Origin of the sequence: Streptococcus sp. HMSC067H01, assembly GCF_001814775.1 — a bacterium.
Lineage (GTDB): Bacteria > Bacillota > Bacilli > Lactobacillales > Streptococcaceae > Streptococcus.
On record NZ_KV817803.1, the window covers coordinates 246,778 to 259,887 of the forward strand.

Below are 13,110 nucleotides of genomic sequence, written 5' to 3' on the forward strand. Positions count from 1 at the left end.
TAGCACTTTTGACTACTTATGTAAAGTATAAGCACTCAAAAGGCTTGATTTTAAGCTTTTTCTTAAAATTCTGCACGATTTTATAGAAAGAGAGCCATTTTGGAAAGATAACAGTTTTTTCACCAAGCAATCTGAGTTCCTTACAAATCAACTGTTCCTTATCCAATCAACAGGTCCTTTTCTAGCCATCTCCCCTCTTTACTGCGAAGTCCCTAATATCCCCAAGTCATATTTCCAAGATAAAATACGTCTCACAGACTCATCAATACGCTCTTCTGTCAGCTCTCCTGAGGAGACTTTCTTTAATAAATAAGGAATTTGAGTTTGGTACGAAGATCCTAAAATTAAGTCATTTCCGGCTAAAATCACTTGGAAAGCAGCTTCATCCTGATTAACAAAATCAGCTAATCCTGCCATATCTAGATCATCCGTCATAATGACACCTTTAAAATTCAGTTCCTTGCGAAGAATTTCATTGATTTTGGGTGAGATAGAAGACGGAACTGTATCGATTTTAGTCAGGATGTTGTGAGATACTAAAACACTATCTGCACCAGCATCTATGCCAGCTTGAAAGGGGAGAAAATCTGCTTGTCTTAATTCATATAGAGAACGGTTGTCTTGGATAATAGCAGTATGACTATCTCCATTATCACCATATCCAGGAAAATGCTTCAAGGTTGACCCAACCTTGTTTTTTTGAAGTTCTGTTACAACCTGCCCAACATAACTTGCAGTCGTTTGGGCATCTTGTCCAATGGTTCGATCATAGATGAAGGCTGATGGATTGCTGGCAATATCTGCAACTGGAAAGAGTCCAGCATTGATACCAACAGATTTTAGTAGCTCCGCCTTCTGCCTAGTATCAGAACGGATTGCCTCCATCCCACCCTTTTGATAAAGTTCCAAAGGAGATTGGAAAGGAGTCTCTAAAATCGAACTGATACGAGTCACGGTTCCGCCTTCTTCATCTGAACCAATCAATAAAGGAATCTTTGAAGCAGCTTGGTAGCGATCTGTCAAAGCCTTCATATCCTCTAGGGTTTGTTCTTGAAAATCTCTCCCAAACAAGAGATAACCTCCAAAATGATAGGACTGAAGGTCTTCTAGCTGATGACTAGAAGGAACCCTAGCCCAGAACAACTGGCCTACTTTTTCTTCCAAAGTCATCGAGACTATTCTTTCTTCAACAACCTTATTCTTCTCTGTTTCACTAGTTTGAGTAGTTTTCTCAGTTTTTTCTGCTTGCGACACCACTTGTCTATGATGTTGATGGTCGGAAAAAATCAAACCACCTATCACAAGGAAAAAGAAAAGATAGACGACAATCGGTTTTATTCTTCTTCTCATAACACCTTCATTATACCACTTATCCGGTTGCAAGTATACACTTACCAAAATCTCCAATGAACTAACATCAAACTAAAAAGGCTTAGCTCTATGTACAGAACTAAACCCTTGATAAAATTATATATCTAACTTTTTGGTTATGATAGAGTTTTTGATTGATATATTTTTTACATTAAAACTGAGCCTCAACTCGATAGATAACCTGACCCTTACTTGAGAATTTTTCTTCATATTCAGTCATGACATTACCTTCAAAGTCGCTGGCATGCAAGTCCAACCAAACTCCATTGAGCTTCATGCCGTATTGAGAAAAACTCACTAGGCTATATTCAAACAAGCCACGGTTATCTGTCTTGAAATGAATCTCACCGTGTTCAGGCAAGATACGCTTGAAGGTATCCAAGAAACTCTTATAAGTTAGACGACGCTTTTCATGACGCTTTTTAGGCCACGGATCTGAAAAGTTTAGGTACAAGCGATCAATCTCACCATCTTCAAAGTAGTCGGTCAAATCAGAACCATCAACCCACAACAACTTAATATTGGGTACAGCGACTTCCAAAACCTTGTCCAAGGCATAACTCAAAACAGACTTTTGAATATCAATCCCGATATAGTTGATATTAGGGTTTTGCTTGGCCATACCTGACACAAAGGCTCCCTTACCACTACCAACCTCAACATGGATAGGATTGTCATTTCCAAAGAGGTCTCGCCATTTTCCTTTGGCTTCTAAAGGATTTAAGACAACATACTGAGGATTAGCCTCTAGTAATTCTGTTGCCCCTTTACGATTTCTAACTCTCATCTCTTCTTTCCATACTTGTCGCGGAAGATACGCAAGGCATAAATCTCCCGATTGACATTTTCTAGATCTTCATTTGTATAATATTTGGCAATCTGGCTCAAGAAGGATAACTGAGCATACCAAAATAGTTTGTTGATGACTGTCTGGTTGTATTTATAACCGTAATAAGTCAACCACTCTTTCCACTGATAGTCTGGAATATAGTGACATAGCATATGCGCTACATCAAACATGCGATCCGTTAAACGAACGGAATCCCAATCCACTAAATAAACAAGACCGCTCTCTGTCTCAATCCAATTACTATGTCGTACATCTCCATGAACGATCGTTGCATAATCTTCCCTAAAGTTTGGCAAGCTTCCTCGCAAATCCTCTACTACCATTCTTAGATATTGATTGTTCTTCAAGGATTCTGGAGCATCTTTTAACCAAGCCTGAAGCAAGTCAAAAGGTGTTTCTAAAGAATAGCCCAAACGAGTCAATTGCGTCATCAAAGGACGCGAACGATGCAAGCGACTCAGAATATTGATAATCTGCTTGCGATTCATATCATAAGGGGTCAAAATTTTACCATTCAACCATTCTTGGGCACACATATCACGCCCATCCGATAAACGGCGAGTCCATAATAATTGAGGAGCGATTTGTTCCTTGGCTAAACCAGGTAGGATTGGAGAGGTGTTCATTTTAATAAAGACGCGCTTCCCATCAGGGTAGCTTCCCATATAAGCTTTTCCGCTTTTCCCAGGTATAGGGGTCAGCGTTAGCTCAATATCACCCAAGTCCATTTCTTTCCTCCGTATAAAGTTTCCTTACTATTCTACTAGTTTTTAGCCTATTCGTCAACCAGTCTTTTAAGTTGGTAAGGTAAATAAAGAAATTGCAAAACGACACTAACTCCAATAAGTGCTAAAAGGGGCATTTTTTCTTTAAAGATAAGCAAACCCAGTAGGCTTTCAAGTAGTAGTACTAAAAGTCCAATAGCAGTTACTATTTCTTTCAACCCTTTCTCCTTCTCACCCTTGTCTAGCGGGAAAAGTTGGGTCAAATATTGGTAGTCAAAGGCATGATAGAGGGCCAATAACTGAAAGAGCAAGAGATAGTTAAATAAAACTACTACTGCTGTCGCTATCCAAGCTTGCTCGATAAAAATCAACGCCAGCAAAGAGAGGAAGAGGAGGCGAAGACTGAGGGCAAAAAGGTCTCCGTTTCGCAGATAAGAACGAAGATAGAGGTTCTGCCAAATCTTGCCCGGCACCTTCTGAACTGCTTTTAGGATAACATCTAGATAAGCTCGTCGCTTGACGCTGTTTGAAATTCCCTTGACTTGGGTAAAGAGGGCAAAGAAGCGAAGCAAGAACTGCTTGCGTTTACTTTCTTGGGCAATCACATAGTCCCAGTCCAGATGATTTGCACTAAAAAACTTGCCAGCCTTTTTCTGAAACAGGAAATATTTCCCGACTCCCAACAGAAGAACATAGACCCCAAAAACTCCTAAGCCTAAGCCCATGGCTAAAAATAGAGGGGTAAAAAGGAGCAAAAAGAGAGTCTGTACACTAACCCAAAAGATGAAGGAAGCTAAACTTTGCTTCTGAATGTGTTCTCTCACTTCTTCTTCAGCTACTAAGAGAAAGAGCTTATCAGGCGCTTCCACATAAGTCGCTATTCCTCCCCAAAGTAAGAGTAAAACAGAGACAATCCCAATTAAACATATGATTGGTAAGTGATTCTCAGGAAAATGCTGGAGCAGTTGACTATACTGATAGGCTAGAAAACCTACCAAGACCAGTAAAAACAAGACAAAGTGGTCATTGAGAACATAGCGCAGATAACCGACACACTCTTTACGAAAAGCCTGCTTTCGCTTTAGAAACAAGTCTTTCATCGGTCCTCCTCTTTGGTCAAAGCCAAATAGATATCATTGAGACTTGCTTGAGGCATGGCAAAAGCTTGTCTCAGCTCTTCAAGATCCCCTTTAGCTCTGACTTGACCTTTGTGGAGAATGACAAAAGAATCACACATTTTTTCAGCAGAGTCAAGAACGTGGGTACTCATGAGGATAGACTTGCCTTTTTTCTTTTCAAGATCCAAAAGCTGAATCAAGTCCGAAATCGCCAGGGGATCAAGACCAAGGAAAGGTTCATCGACGATAAAGAGACTCGGATCCACAACAAAGGCACAGATAATCATGACCTTCTGCTTCATCCCTTTCGAAAAATGAACAGGGAACCAATCCAACTTCTGATCCAAACGGAACATTTTTAAAAGAGGTTCTACACGTTCAAAAGCTAGGTTTTGCTCAATACCATAGGCCATGGCAACCGTCTCGATATGTTCTCTGAGAGTCAATTCCTCGTACAAACTAGGAGTTTCAGGAATATAACCAATCTGCTGACGATATTCACGAGGATTAGTACCTAAGGTTAGCCCGTCGATGTTTATTTCTCCACTATAAGGTGTCAAAAGTCCAATAATTTCATTGATGGTCGTTGATTTTCCTGCACCATTGAGACCGATCAAACCGACCAACTGTCCACTCTCGACTGTAAAGGACACATCTTTCAAGACAGGGACATGGACATAGCCACCTGTCAGGTTTTTAATTTCTAACATATTTTCTCCAAATCTGGTATAATGTAGCTATATTATATCAAAATTCAATACAGTAGAGGTGGTTTTTATGTCAGATTGTATTTTTTGTAAAATTATCACAGGAGAAATTCCTGCAGCCAAAGTTTATGAGGATGAACAAGTTCTTGCCTTCCTTGATATTTCCCAAGTAACATCAGGACATACCTTGGTCGTACCAAAAGAACACTACCGTAACCTTTTGGAAATGGATGCAGCAAGCGCCAGCCAACTTTTCGCCCAAGTACCAAAGATTGCTCAAAAAGTCATGAAAGCTACCGAAGCTGAAGGTATGAATATCATCGCCAACTGTGAAGAAGTTGCTGGACAAACGGTTTTCCATACCCATGTCCACCTCCTTCCTCGCTATAGTGCAGATGACGACCTAAAAATTGACTTTATCGCACATGAACCAGACTTCGACAAACTTGCTCAAGTTGCTGAAACAATCAAAAACGCTTAAGGAGTCACTATGAAACTATCAAATTTACTACTCTTTGCAGGCTCTGCAGTCGGTTCATACCTCCTCGTTAAAAATCGCCAAGCTATCACTAAAGAAGTTCTAGATACTACTGATCGTGTTGAAGCCATTAAGGATGACTTGGATATTATCCAAGATAGCCTGCAAATTATTGACCAACAAAAAGAACTCATCAAGGAATATCAAAAAGATTTGACCTATAAGTTTAAAGTCCTGGAAAAAGATGTTCAAACGAGACTTGCTGTACTAAAAGAAATGCAGAAAACTGAAGAGAACTAATGTAAAGAAAATCTCCAACTTTCCTTATTCCCCTTTAAATCCATTTTGGGTCAGCAGATCCTAACAGACCAGGGAGGGCATGAAAATGAAACAGTTTTTTAAAGTTTTGACGCGGATCATCCTGATTATTTGTGGTGGTCTCTGCCTTCTTGCAGCTCTGGCATTCCTAATACTGGCCAATCTTTTCAAGGCCTCACCTGGTGATATTCGAGAAGGAAATGAATCCTTAAAACAAATCTTTATCTCCCTTGACCTGCCTCCTGAGAAAGTAGAATCAAATGGAAGCTATCAATTCGAAGGCGGGGGCTTAGATTTTTATGTGACATTCTCTGATGATGTCGTCAATAGCCACCCAGTCCTAAAAGAAAGCCCAAACCTTACTAAAAACCGACTCAAAGTCTATGTCTTAAACACAGGAGATATTTCCTACCATTCAGTAGAAGACAACTTATTCAATCATGGTTTATTCCAATTTTTAGAGGAGGAAAGCAGGAAATATTTCCAAGAAATCGGAAAGAAATCAAATCCTTCTTACTTTATTCTCTCTTGGCAGGATCCAGAAAGCATGAAAAAGGGAATCGCATTCTATGAAAAAGCTTTGACCTTGGTGGATATTCAGGATAATTCGGCGATTAAGCGCATTGATACCGTCACCGTTAAGCCTGGTAAGGAAGCAGAACTCAAGCAACTCATCCATGACATGGATGAGGCTGGCTTGCTAACTCAAAAATATCAATAGTAGACCAGTTGGAGATTCTTTCTCCCATGCTAAAAGTCTTAAGATTGCACGAAAAAGAGCCCGAAGGCTCTTTTTACTTTATGCTTTATTCTCCTTCAAAGGCATCCTTAATATGGTCAAAGAAGCCTTTTTTCTTTGGACTGACTTTTAGATCACCTGCAGCTGCGAATTCCTTCAAGGCTGCTTTTTGGCGGTCATTCAAACCTGTTGGGGTAACAACATTGACAGTAACGTATTGGTCACCAAGGGCACCACCACGAAGGTTAGGCGCACCTTTCCCACGTAGGCGGAATCGTTTACCAGTCTGAGTTCCTTCTGGAATGACTAATTCTACATCACCATGAACTGTAGGAATGTCTACTGTATCACCAAGTGCTGCTTGAACAAAATTGAGGTTCAAATTGTAGAAGATAGTAGTTCCTTCACGTTCAAACTTATCACTAGCTTCAACTGAAACCACCACGTATAAGTCACCATAAGGACCTCCATTAAAACCAGCTTCACCTTGACCAGCTAGGCGGATTTGTTGACCAGTTTCCACACCAGCAGGGATTTTTACGTGTACGCTATGGGCTTGTTTTTCATGACCAGTTCCATGACAAGTTGTACATGGATCTTTGATTTCTTGACCACGACCATGACAGACATCACAGATTACCTGGCGACGCATCATACCGAGAGGTGTTTGGGTATCAACATTGATCACACCTGAACCATGACAGCGTCCACAAGTAACTGGACTTGTTCCAGGTTTAGCACCAGACCCATTACAAGTACGACAGCTTGCTTCACGATTGTATTTGACTTCCTTTTCTGTACCAAAAATAGCTTCTTCAAAAGTCAAATGAACGCGATACTGGAGGTCGTCACCTTGACGAGGGGCGTTTGGATTACGTGATGCACCGCCACCACCAAAGAAGCTTGAGAAGATATCTTCAAATCCGCCAAAGCCACCTGCTCCATCAAAGCCACCGAAACCGCCAGCACCACCAAAACCACCGTTGGCTCCAGCCGCACCATATTGGTCATAGGCAGCACGTTTCTGTTCATCACTTAAGGTCTCATAAGCTTCTTGAACTTCCTTGTACTTGTCCTCAGCACCAGGATCCTTGTTGATATCTGGGTGATATTTTTTAGATAATTTCCGATAGGCCCTCTTGATCTCATCTTGAGATGCATTCTTTGAAACGCCCAATCGGTCATAAAATTCAGTATTGTTCATAATTCAAGATACAAAGGGCGTCAAACGGACACAGACAAAATAGGAGTTTTGACGACGGACGCTTACGTCCTAGAAAAAACTATCTTTTTGGCACAGTCCGTAGCCCGTGTTCAATTTCCTGAACACACTTGTTCCTTTCTATTGATGTTGTGAATTAAACCACGATGTAGGTCGGGTTCAATTCCTTTCTTTTATATTGAGTAAGAAACTTCAGAGCTCGAGTTCAATTCCCCGAACGCTCTTTGTTCCTTTCTATAATTTTTATGTAAATCTTTAGAGGGTGTTTTCTATACTTCGCTCAACTTGATCAAACTCTTCATCTGATAGAGTAAATATCAAATCCTCTTCAGCATACTCGTTTTTTTCTTTAAAATAGTTATCCGTATTCTCTGCCAACCCTAGACTTAGAATCACTTTCCTTGCAAACTCTTGATGCGCAAAGCCTATAGCCGTAATGATATTTTTATCTCGCACAACCAGTTTGGGTTGGAAATTCTCACGTGGAAGAAATTCAAAATAGTCAAAGAAGTTTTGCCAAATTCCACCTGTAAATTTCGTGTCCTTCAACAAGCCTGCTTTGGCTAATAAAAGGGGGGCTGAAGAAATGGCTGCAATTAAGACATCTTGCTCACCAAGACCCCTCAAAAACGAAATCAATTCCTCATCCTGTAGGGCAGGACCTATATTTACCATTCCTGGCAAAATCACACAAGAATAATCTTCTATACGGATTTGATCCAATGTTTTGGTCGGTTGACAGGGTAAGCCATCCTCAGATATAACTATCGAATGTTCTGAAGCCACATAATCAATTGTTACGTCAAAAGACAGGGCTAAAGTACTTGTTAAAGTGGTTATCTCATAAAGAGAAAAATTAGGATAAATGATACAAAGTACTTTTTTCATACGCAACATCCTCTATTTTACCGAAAAACAGAGGCTGGTTTGCAACCTCTGGATTTCTTCTTATCATTATTAACATTTAAGCAAAGCACTGTAGAAGGACAATCACTTTAATGATTTGACATTCTTAACGAGTTAGGCTTAACTGAGTTTCGGCTAAAAATTTCGGAAAAAAGACAAGCCATCTTTTGTGCATCGCACAAGACGATGGCTTCCTATTTTTCTTTCGTTTTCTTAACGCCTCAACATCTTACCGAACTGAGCACGCCCTAACCTCTTGGTGAAAAAGACAAATCTTTCTAGAAACTAAAGTTTCTGCGTCAGATTTCCTATTTTCACTGTGAGGTTTTAACGGGCTTTGCATCTTACTTTTCAGTAAACTCTCCGTCTACGACGTCATCGCCTGCGTTTCCTGTTGCTTGTGCGCCTTCTGCTCCTGCTTGAGCTTGTTGCGCTGCTGCGGCTTGTTCGTAGAGTTTAACCGCAAGGCCTTGAGCTTTTTCGTTCAATGCTTCAAGTTTTGCTTTCATGTCGTCCAAGTTGTTGTCTTCTTGTGCTTTCTTAAGATCATCAAGGGCAGCTTGTGCAGCATCACGTTCTGCATCGAAGCCTTTACCTTCAGTTTCCTTGATTGTCTTTTCAGTCGCAAAGATAGCTTGGTCTACTTCGTTACGAAGATCAACTTCTTCTTTACGTTTCTTATCTGCTTCAGCGTTTGCTTCTGCATCTTTCATCATGCGATCGATTTCTTCGTCTGTCAAGCCTGAGTTCGATTGGATCACAATAGTTTGTTCTTTTTGAGTTCCAAGATCTTTTGCTTTAACAGATACGATACCGTTCTTATCGATGTCAAATGTTACTTCGATTTGTGGAATACCACGAGGTGCAGCTGGGATATCTGTCAATTGGAAACGTCCAAGAGTCTTGTTATCTGCTGCCATTGGGCGTTCCCCTTGAAGAACGTGGATATCAACGGCTGGTTGGTTGTCTGCTGCAGTTGAGAAGACTTGTGATTTAGAAGTTGGAATTGTAGTGTTGCGGTCGATGAGTTTTGTGAAGACTCCACCCATTGTTTCGATACCAAGTGACAATGGTGTTACGTCAAGAAGGACAACGTCTTTAACATCACCAGTGATGACACCACCTTGGATCGCAGCTCCCATAGCAACTACTTCATCAGGGTTAACTGATTTGTTTGGTTCTTTACCAGTTTCAGCTTTAACAGCTTCAACAACTGCTGGGATACGAGTTGAACCACCGACAAGGATCACTTCGTCGATTTCTGACAAGCTCAAACCTGCATCTGAAAGGGCTTGGCGAACTGGAACTTTTGTACGTTCTACAAGGTCACGAGTCAAGTCGTCGAATTTAGCACGAGTCAAAGTCATTTCCAAGTGAAGAGGTCCAGCTTCACCAGCAGTGATAAATGGCAAGCTGATTTGAGTTGAAGTCACTCCAGAAAGGTCTTTCTTAGCTTTTTCAGCTGCGTCTTTCAAACGTTGAAGAGCCATCTTGTCGTTTGACAAGTCGATGCCGTTTTCTTTCTTGAATTCTGCTACCAAGTGGTCGATAATTTTTTGGTCAAAGTCGTCACCACCGAGTTTGTTATCCCCTGCAGTTGCCAATACGTCAAAGACACCATCACCCAATTCAAGGATAGATACGTCGAATGTACCACCACCAAGGTCGAATACCAAGATTTTTTCTTCTTTGTCTGTCTTGTCCAAACCGTAAGCAAGAGCTGCTGCAGTTGGTTCGTTGACGATACGTTCTACTTCAAGGCCAGCGATTTTACCAGCGTCTTTAGTTGCTTGACGTTGAGCATCATTGAAGTAAGCTGGAACTGTGATAACTGCTTTCGTTACTTTTTCACCAAGGTATTCTTCAGCGTAGCCTTTCAAGTATTGAAGAATCATAGCTGAGATTTCTTGTGGAGTGTATTCTTTTCCATTAGCAGAAACTTTTTCAGAAGTTCCCATCTTAGATTTGATAGAGATAACTGTATCTGGGTTTGTGACTGCTTGGCGTTTTGCAGCGTCACCAACGATGATTTCACCGTTTTTGAATGACACAACAGATGGAGTTGTGCGATTTCCTTCTGGGTTTGCGATGATTTTGCTTTCTGTTCCTTCAAGAACTGCTACTGCTGAGTTTGTTGTACCTAAGTCAATACCGATAATTTTAGACATATGTTTTTCTCCTTGTTATTTTTCTCTTTTTTCTTTTTGATACTCTTCTTAAGTTGCGGCGCCGTCAGAGTTTGACTTCGTCAATCTCTTTGACTAAACTTTGAGCCTAAAGTCTCAAAGTTTGCGCAAATAGCGCCACGGCGAAGAATATCGCCAATAGTTCGCTTCGCTCACTATTGCAAAGCTGAATAATTTTTTATCTTTCTTCATAGTTTATTGTCATTTCGGACAAAATTTTTAAGCTCTATTGCCTAGTTATAGACTACCACCATGGCTGGGCGTAGAATGCGGTCATGGAGTTTGTAGCCTTTTTGGAAGACTTGTGCGATGGTATCTGCTGGATGTTCGTCATCTGCTGGAACTGTTTGAATAGCCATGTGGTAGTTATGATCAAATTCTCCATCTGCTGGGATTTCTTCGATACCTTCTTCTTTCAGAGCATGTACCAAACTTTCTTGAACCATTGCCAAGCCCTTCTTCACATCATCTGTCAATCCTTCGACGGCAAGGGCACGTTCGAGGTTATCAAGTGATGGCAAGATTGCTTTTGCCAAATCTTGACTGCGATAGCGTTGCAAGAGTTGGCGCTCTTCGTTGGCACGGCGCTGAATGTTTTGCATTTCTGCATGAGCACGAAGGTATTTGTTTTCAAATTCTTCGGCACGTTCATTGGCCAAGTCCAATTCAGACTTTTCAGGAGTTGTTTCTTCAGCTGTTTCCACAACTTCCTCTTCTTTTACTTCTTCATTTTTAATATCTTGGGCCATTTTCGCCTCCTTTAATGATTTCAATCTTAATTCACTTCATAGTGATTGCTGCTGAGATAGCGGTAAAAATCCGTCAACTTCATAGTCAAAACTCGATTAACTACATTGAGTTGATTGACCAATTGTTGATAATCCAGATTAACGGGACCTATAATCGCAAGGATTCCAAATCCACGATAGGGAATCAGGAACTTACTGCTAATCACTGCTAAGTCAGCTAAACAGGATTCTTGGCTATCCGCAACTCGGACACTTTGCATCTGGTCGCCAATCAGATTCTCTCGAATTTCCAAAGCAACCTTTTGTGGTTGATCAAAGAATTGATAGGCAGCTAGATTAGCGAAATTCAAAAGATTGACTTTGCCAGAAACCACGATATTTTCATTGAACATTTCTTTGAAGATATGTTCAACGAGATCCATAACATTATCCGTTGTTGTGAAGTAACGTTGGATAATTTGCGGAATCTCTGTCCGAATCTTGTAGTGAATATCCAAAACAGTCTGATCCAGGAAACGTTCTTGAATCATGGTCTTGAGGCGGTTCAAATCCTCCTGCAAGAAATTTCTCGGAATCAAAAACTGACTGGTAACTGTTCTAGACTCATCAAGCGTAAAAACAGCAAGAGCTGTATGTTGCCCGAGGACAACAATATCAAAAGCTGTCAGCTTCTGCCTACTTGGTTCTACATCCAGCGCTACAACCGTACAACCACTCAAGTCTGACAAAATTTTCGTTGCCTCTTGAAGAATATCCTCTAGCTTGAAGAATTCTTGATCAAAGGCTTTTAGAATCTCATAAACTTGATTCTCGGCTAAACGGTCGAAGGATAAGGAGTGTTTGACATAGTATTGAAAACCAGCCACACTCGGCATCCGACCACTGGAAGTATGTGCCTTTTCAAGCAAACCTTGCTTTTCTAAAGCCGCCATGTCATTTCGAATGGTAGCACTACTAGAGTTGATAGACTCTTGCAAGGCTTTGGATCCAACAGGTTCGTGCGTTTTGGTAAAGATGTCAATAATCAGATTTAAAATACTCTGCTGACGTTCCGTAACCATCTCGTCACTCCTCTCTGATAGATCATTTTAGCACTCGAAACACCCAAGTGCTAACTTATGATTCTATTATACACCCTTAGAAAAGAATGTCAAGAAAAAAACTCAAAAAATTAGCACTCTTTTACCAAGAGTGCTAAAAATCAGTCTGAGGACCTAGAAACTATTGTCAATCAACCAGATATTTCCGTTTAAGTCTATAAAAACTATAGATTAGATAAGTAATCATGAGAGCATATAGGGCAAAAATAAGGAAGAAAGACCGAGAGAGACTTTCGCGAAACAAGCTCATACAAACAACTAGACCACCAGAGATGGTTACTGTCAATGTACGAAGTCCAGATTTCACAACATCCCATCGAAGATGATTGTTCATGAAAGATTGATCATTTAAATCTACATCACAAGTTGCTTTTCGAAACACAGAATAAGAACAATTTTCCACAAATTCCCATTCTCTATCCTTAATACCTTGTAAATCTAGCTCATTTTTTCTAAGATAGCTAGTATTCCACACACGGTAAATTACATCATCAGGTTGGCATTGTTCAAAATAGAAAAATCCAAAACGATTCGATTTAAATTTCCAACCTTTCAAATGCATCTCATGCAAATAATCTTCTACCTTATCCAAATCAAAAATGGTAAACATTCGAAATTGTACTTTGCTATTCATTGTCTAA

The 13,110-nt window shown here is 40.4% G+C and carries 14 protein-coding genes; 3 read left to right on the top strand and 11 right to left on the bottom strand.

Translation table 11 applies throughout. The annotated features are described in order from the left end of the window. Positions 1-198 precede the first annotated feature (198 nt). The 5 genes from HMPREF2987_RS07720 to HMPREF2987_RS07740 all read right to left on the bottom strand — a co-directional run bounded on the left by HMPREF2987_RS07720 (position 199) and on the right by HMPREF2987_RS07740 (position 4,774). Positions 199-1,350, bottom strand: coding sequence for a glycoside hydrolase family 3 protein (locus HMPREF2987_RS07720; RefSeq protein WP_075230031.1), 1,152 nt, complete (start codon positions 1,348-1,350; stop codon positions 199-201). 172 nt (positions 1,351-1,522) lie between these two features. Continuing rightward, positions 1,523-2,158 carry a tRNA (guanosine(46)-N7)-methyltransferase TrmB gene (gene trmB / locus HMPREF2987_RS07725; protein ID WP_075230032.1) on the bottom strand — a complete coding sequence of 212 codons (636 nt, stop codon included), beginning with the start codon at positions 2,156-2,158 and terminating at the stop codon, positions 1,523-1,525. Beyond that, on the bottom strand, positions 2,155-2,949 hold the full coding sequence (gene ccrZ, locus HMPREF2987_RS07730; protein WP_000362994.1) for a cell cycle regulator CcrZ: 795 nt from the start codon (positions 2,947-2,949) through the stop codon (positions 2,155-2,157). The genes trmB and ccrZ overlap by 4 nt, the downstream gene beginning before the upstream one ends. 47 nt (positions 2,950-2,996) lie before the next feature. Then, positions 2,997-4,046, bottom strand: a complete 1,050-nt coding sequence (locus HMPREF2987_RS07735) for an ABC transporter permease (RefSeq protein ID WP_075230033.1) — start codon at positions 4,044-4,046, stop codon at positions 2,997-2,999. Next, entirely contained in the window at positions 4,043-4,774 is a 732-nt protein-coding gene (locus HMPREF2987_RS07740; RefSeq protein WP_075230034.1) for an ABC transporter ATP-binding protein, read from the bottom strand. The genes HMPREF2987_RS07735 and HMPREF2987_RS07740 overlap by 4 nt, the downstream gene beginning before the upstream one ends. 67 nt (positions 4,775-4,841) lie before the next feature. Between HMPREF2987_RS07740 and HMPREF2987_RS07745 the strand changes: the two genes are divergently transcribed. The 3 genes from HMPREF2987_RS07745 to HMPREF2987_RS07755 all read left to right on the top strand — a co-directional run bounded on the left by HMPREF2987_RS07745 (position 4,842) and on the right by HMPREF2987_RS07755 (position 6,288). Beyond that, the gene (locus tag HMPREF2987_RS07745) at positions 4,842-5,252 is read left to right on the top strand and encodes an HIT family protein (protein WP_075230035.1); all 411 of its coding nucleotides are present in this window, start codon (positions 4,842-4,844) and stop codon (positions 5,250-5,252) included. 9 nt (positions 5,253-5,261) lie between these two features. Next, positions 5,262-5,549, top strand: coding sequence for a hypothetical protein (locus HMPREF2987_RS07750; protein WP_075230036.1), 288 nt, complete (start codon positions 5,262-5,264; stop codon positions 5,547-5,549). A gap of 85 nt (positions 5,550-5,634) precedes the next feature. Further along, positions 5,635-6,288 (top strand): hypothetical protein, encoded by a 654-nt coding sequence (locus HMPREF2987_RS07755; protein ID WP_075230037.1) that lies wholly within the window; start codon positions 5,635-5,637, stop codon positions 6,286-6,288. An 85-nt stretch (positions 6,289-6,373) separates the two neighbouring features. Here the strand turns inward: HMPREF2987_RS07755 and dnaJ are convergent, their stop codons facing one another. The 6 genes from dnaJ to HMPREF2987_RS07785 form a co-directional block, all read right to left on the bottom strand. Further along, positions 6,374-7,510 (bottom strand): molecular chaperone DnaJ, encoded by a 1,137-nt coding sequence (gene dnaJ / locus HMPREF2987_RS07760; protein ID WP_075230038.1) that lies wholly within the window; start codon positions 7,508-7,510, stop codon positions 6,374-6,376. A 273-nt stretch (positions 7,511-7,783) separates the two neighbouring features. Next, positions 7,784-8,416 (bottom strand): DJ-1/PfpI family protein, encoded by a 633-nt coding sequence (locus HMPREF2987_RS07765; RefSeq protein WP_075230039.1) that lies wholly within the window; start codon positions 8,414-8,416, stop codon positions 7,784-7,786. A 362-nt stretch (positions 8,417-8,778) separates the two neighbouring features. Beyond that, entirely contained in the window at positions 8,779-10,602 is a 1,824-nt protein-coding gene (gene dnaK, locus HMPREF2987_RS07770; protein ID WP_049504311.1) for a molecular chaperone DnaK, read from the bottom strand. Positions 10,603-10,853: 251 nt separating this feature from the next. Beyond that, the gene (gene grpE / locus HMPREF2987_RS07775) at positions 10,854-11,369 is read right to left on the bottom strand and encodes a nucleotide exchange factor GrpE (RefSeq protein WP_075230040.1); all 516 of its coding nucleotides are present in this window, start codon (positions 11,367-11,369) and stop codon (positions 10,854-10,856) included. A gap of 26 nt (positions 11,370-11,395) precedes the next feature. Beyond that, positions 11,396-12,430: a heat-inducible transcriptional repressor HrcA gene (gene hrcA / locus HMPREF2987_RS07780; protein ID WP_075230041.1), complete on the bottom strand. Its 1,035-nt coding sequence runs from the start codon at positions 12,428-12,430 to the stop codon at positions 11,396-11,398. Positions 12,431-12,596: 166 nt separating this feature from the next. After that, positions 12,597-13,103, bottom strand: a complete 507-nt coding sequence (locus HMPREF2987_RS07785) for a DUF2812 domain-containing protein (protein WP_075230042.1) — start codon at positions 13,101-13,103, stop codon at positions 12,597-12,599. Between the last annotated feature and the right edge of the window lie 7 nt (positions 13,104-13,110).

What these genes read in the sequence shown, in the direction of transcription:
- HMPREF2987_RS07720 (WP_075230031.1), bottom strand. Translation starts at nt 1,350, where the DNA reads ATGAGAAGAAGAATAAAACCGATTGTCGTCTATCTTTTCTTTTTCCTT.
- trmB (WP_075230032.1), bottom strand. Translation starts at nt 2,158, where the DNA reads ATGAGAGTTAGAAATCGTAAAGGGGCAACAGAATTACTAGAGGCTAAT.
- ccrZ (WP_000362994.1), bottom strand. Translation starts at nt 2,949, where the DNA reads ATGGACTTGGGTGATATTGAGCTAACGCTGACCCCTATACCTGGGAAA.
- HMPREF2987_RS07735 (WP_075230033.1), bottom strand. Translation starts at nt 4,046, where the DNA reads ATGAAAGACTTGTTTCTAAAGCGAAAGCAGGCTTTTCGTAAAGAGTGT.
- HMPREF2987_RS07740 (WP_075230034.1), bottom strand. Translation starts at nt 4,774, where the DNA reads ATGTTAGAAATTAAAAACCTGACAGGTGGCTATGTCCATGTCCCTGTC.
- HMPREF2987_RS07745 (WP_075230035.1), top strand. Translation starts at nt 4,842, where the DNA reads ATGTCAGATTGTATTTTTTGTAAAATTATCACAGGAGAAATTCCTGCA.
- HMPREF2987_RS07750 (WP_075230036.1), top strand. Translation starts at nt 5,262, where the DNA reads ATGAAACTATCAAATTTACTACTCTTTGCAGGCTCTGCAGTCGGTTCA.
- HMPREF2987_RS07755 (WP_075230037.1), top strand. Translation starts at nt 5,635, where the DNA reads ATGAAACAGTTTTTTAAAGTTTTGACGCGGATCATCCTGATTATTTGT.
- dnaJ (WP_075230038.1), bottom strand. Translation starts at nt 7,510, where the DNA reads ATGAACAATACTGAATTTTATGACCGATTGGGCGTTTCAAAGAATGCA.
- HMPREF2987_RS07765 (WP_075230039.1), bottom strand. Translation starts at nt 8,416, where the DNA reads ATGAAAAAAGTACTTTGTATCATTTATCCTAATTTTTCTCTTTATGAG.
- dnaK (WP_049504311.1), bottom strand. Translation starts at nt 10,602, where the DNA reads ATGTCTAAAATTATCGGTATTGACTTAGGTACAACAAACTCAGCAGTA.
- grpE (WP_075230040.1), bottom strand. Translation starts at nt 11,369, where the DNA reads ATGGCCCAAGATATTAAAAATGAAGAAGTAAAAGAAGAGGAAGTTGTG.
- hrcA (WP_075230041.1), bottom strand. Translation starts at nt 12,430, where the DNA reads ATGGTTACGGAACGTCAGCAGAGTATTTTAAATCTGATTATTGACATC.
- HMPREF2987_RS07785 (WP_075230042.1), bottom strand. Translation starts at nt 13,103, where the DNA reads ATGAATAGCAAAGTACAATTTCGAATGTTTACCATTTTTGATTTGGAT.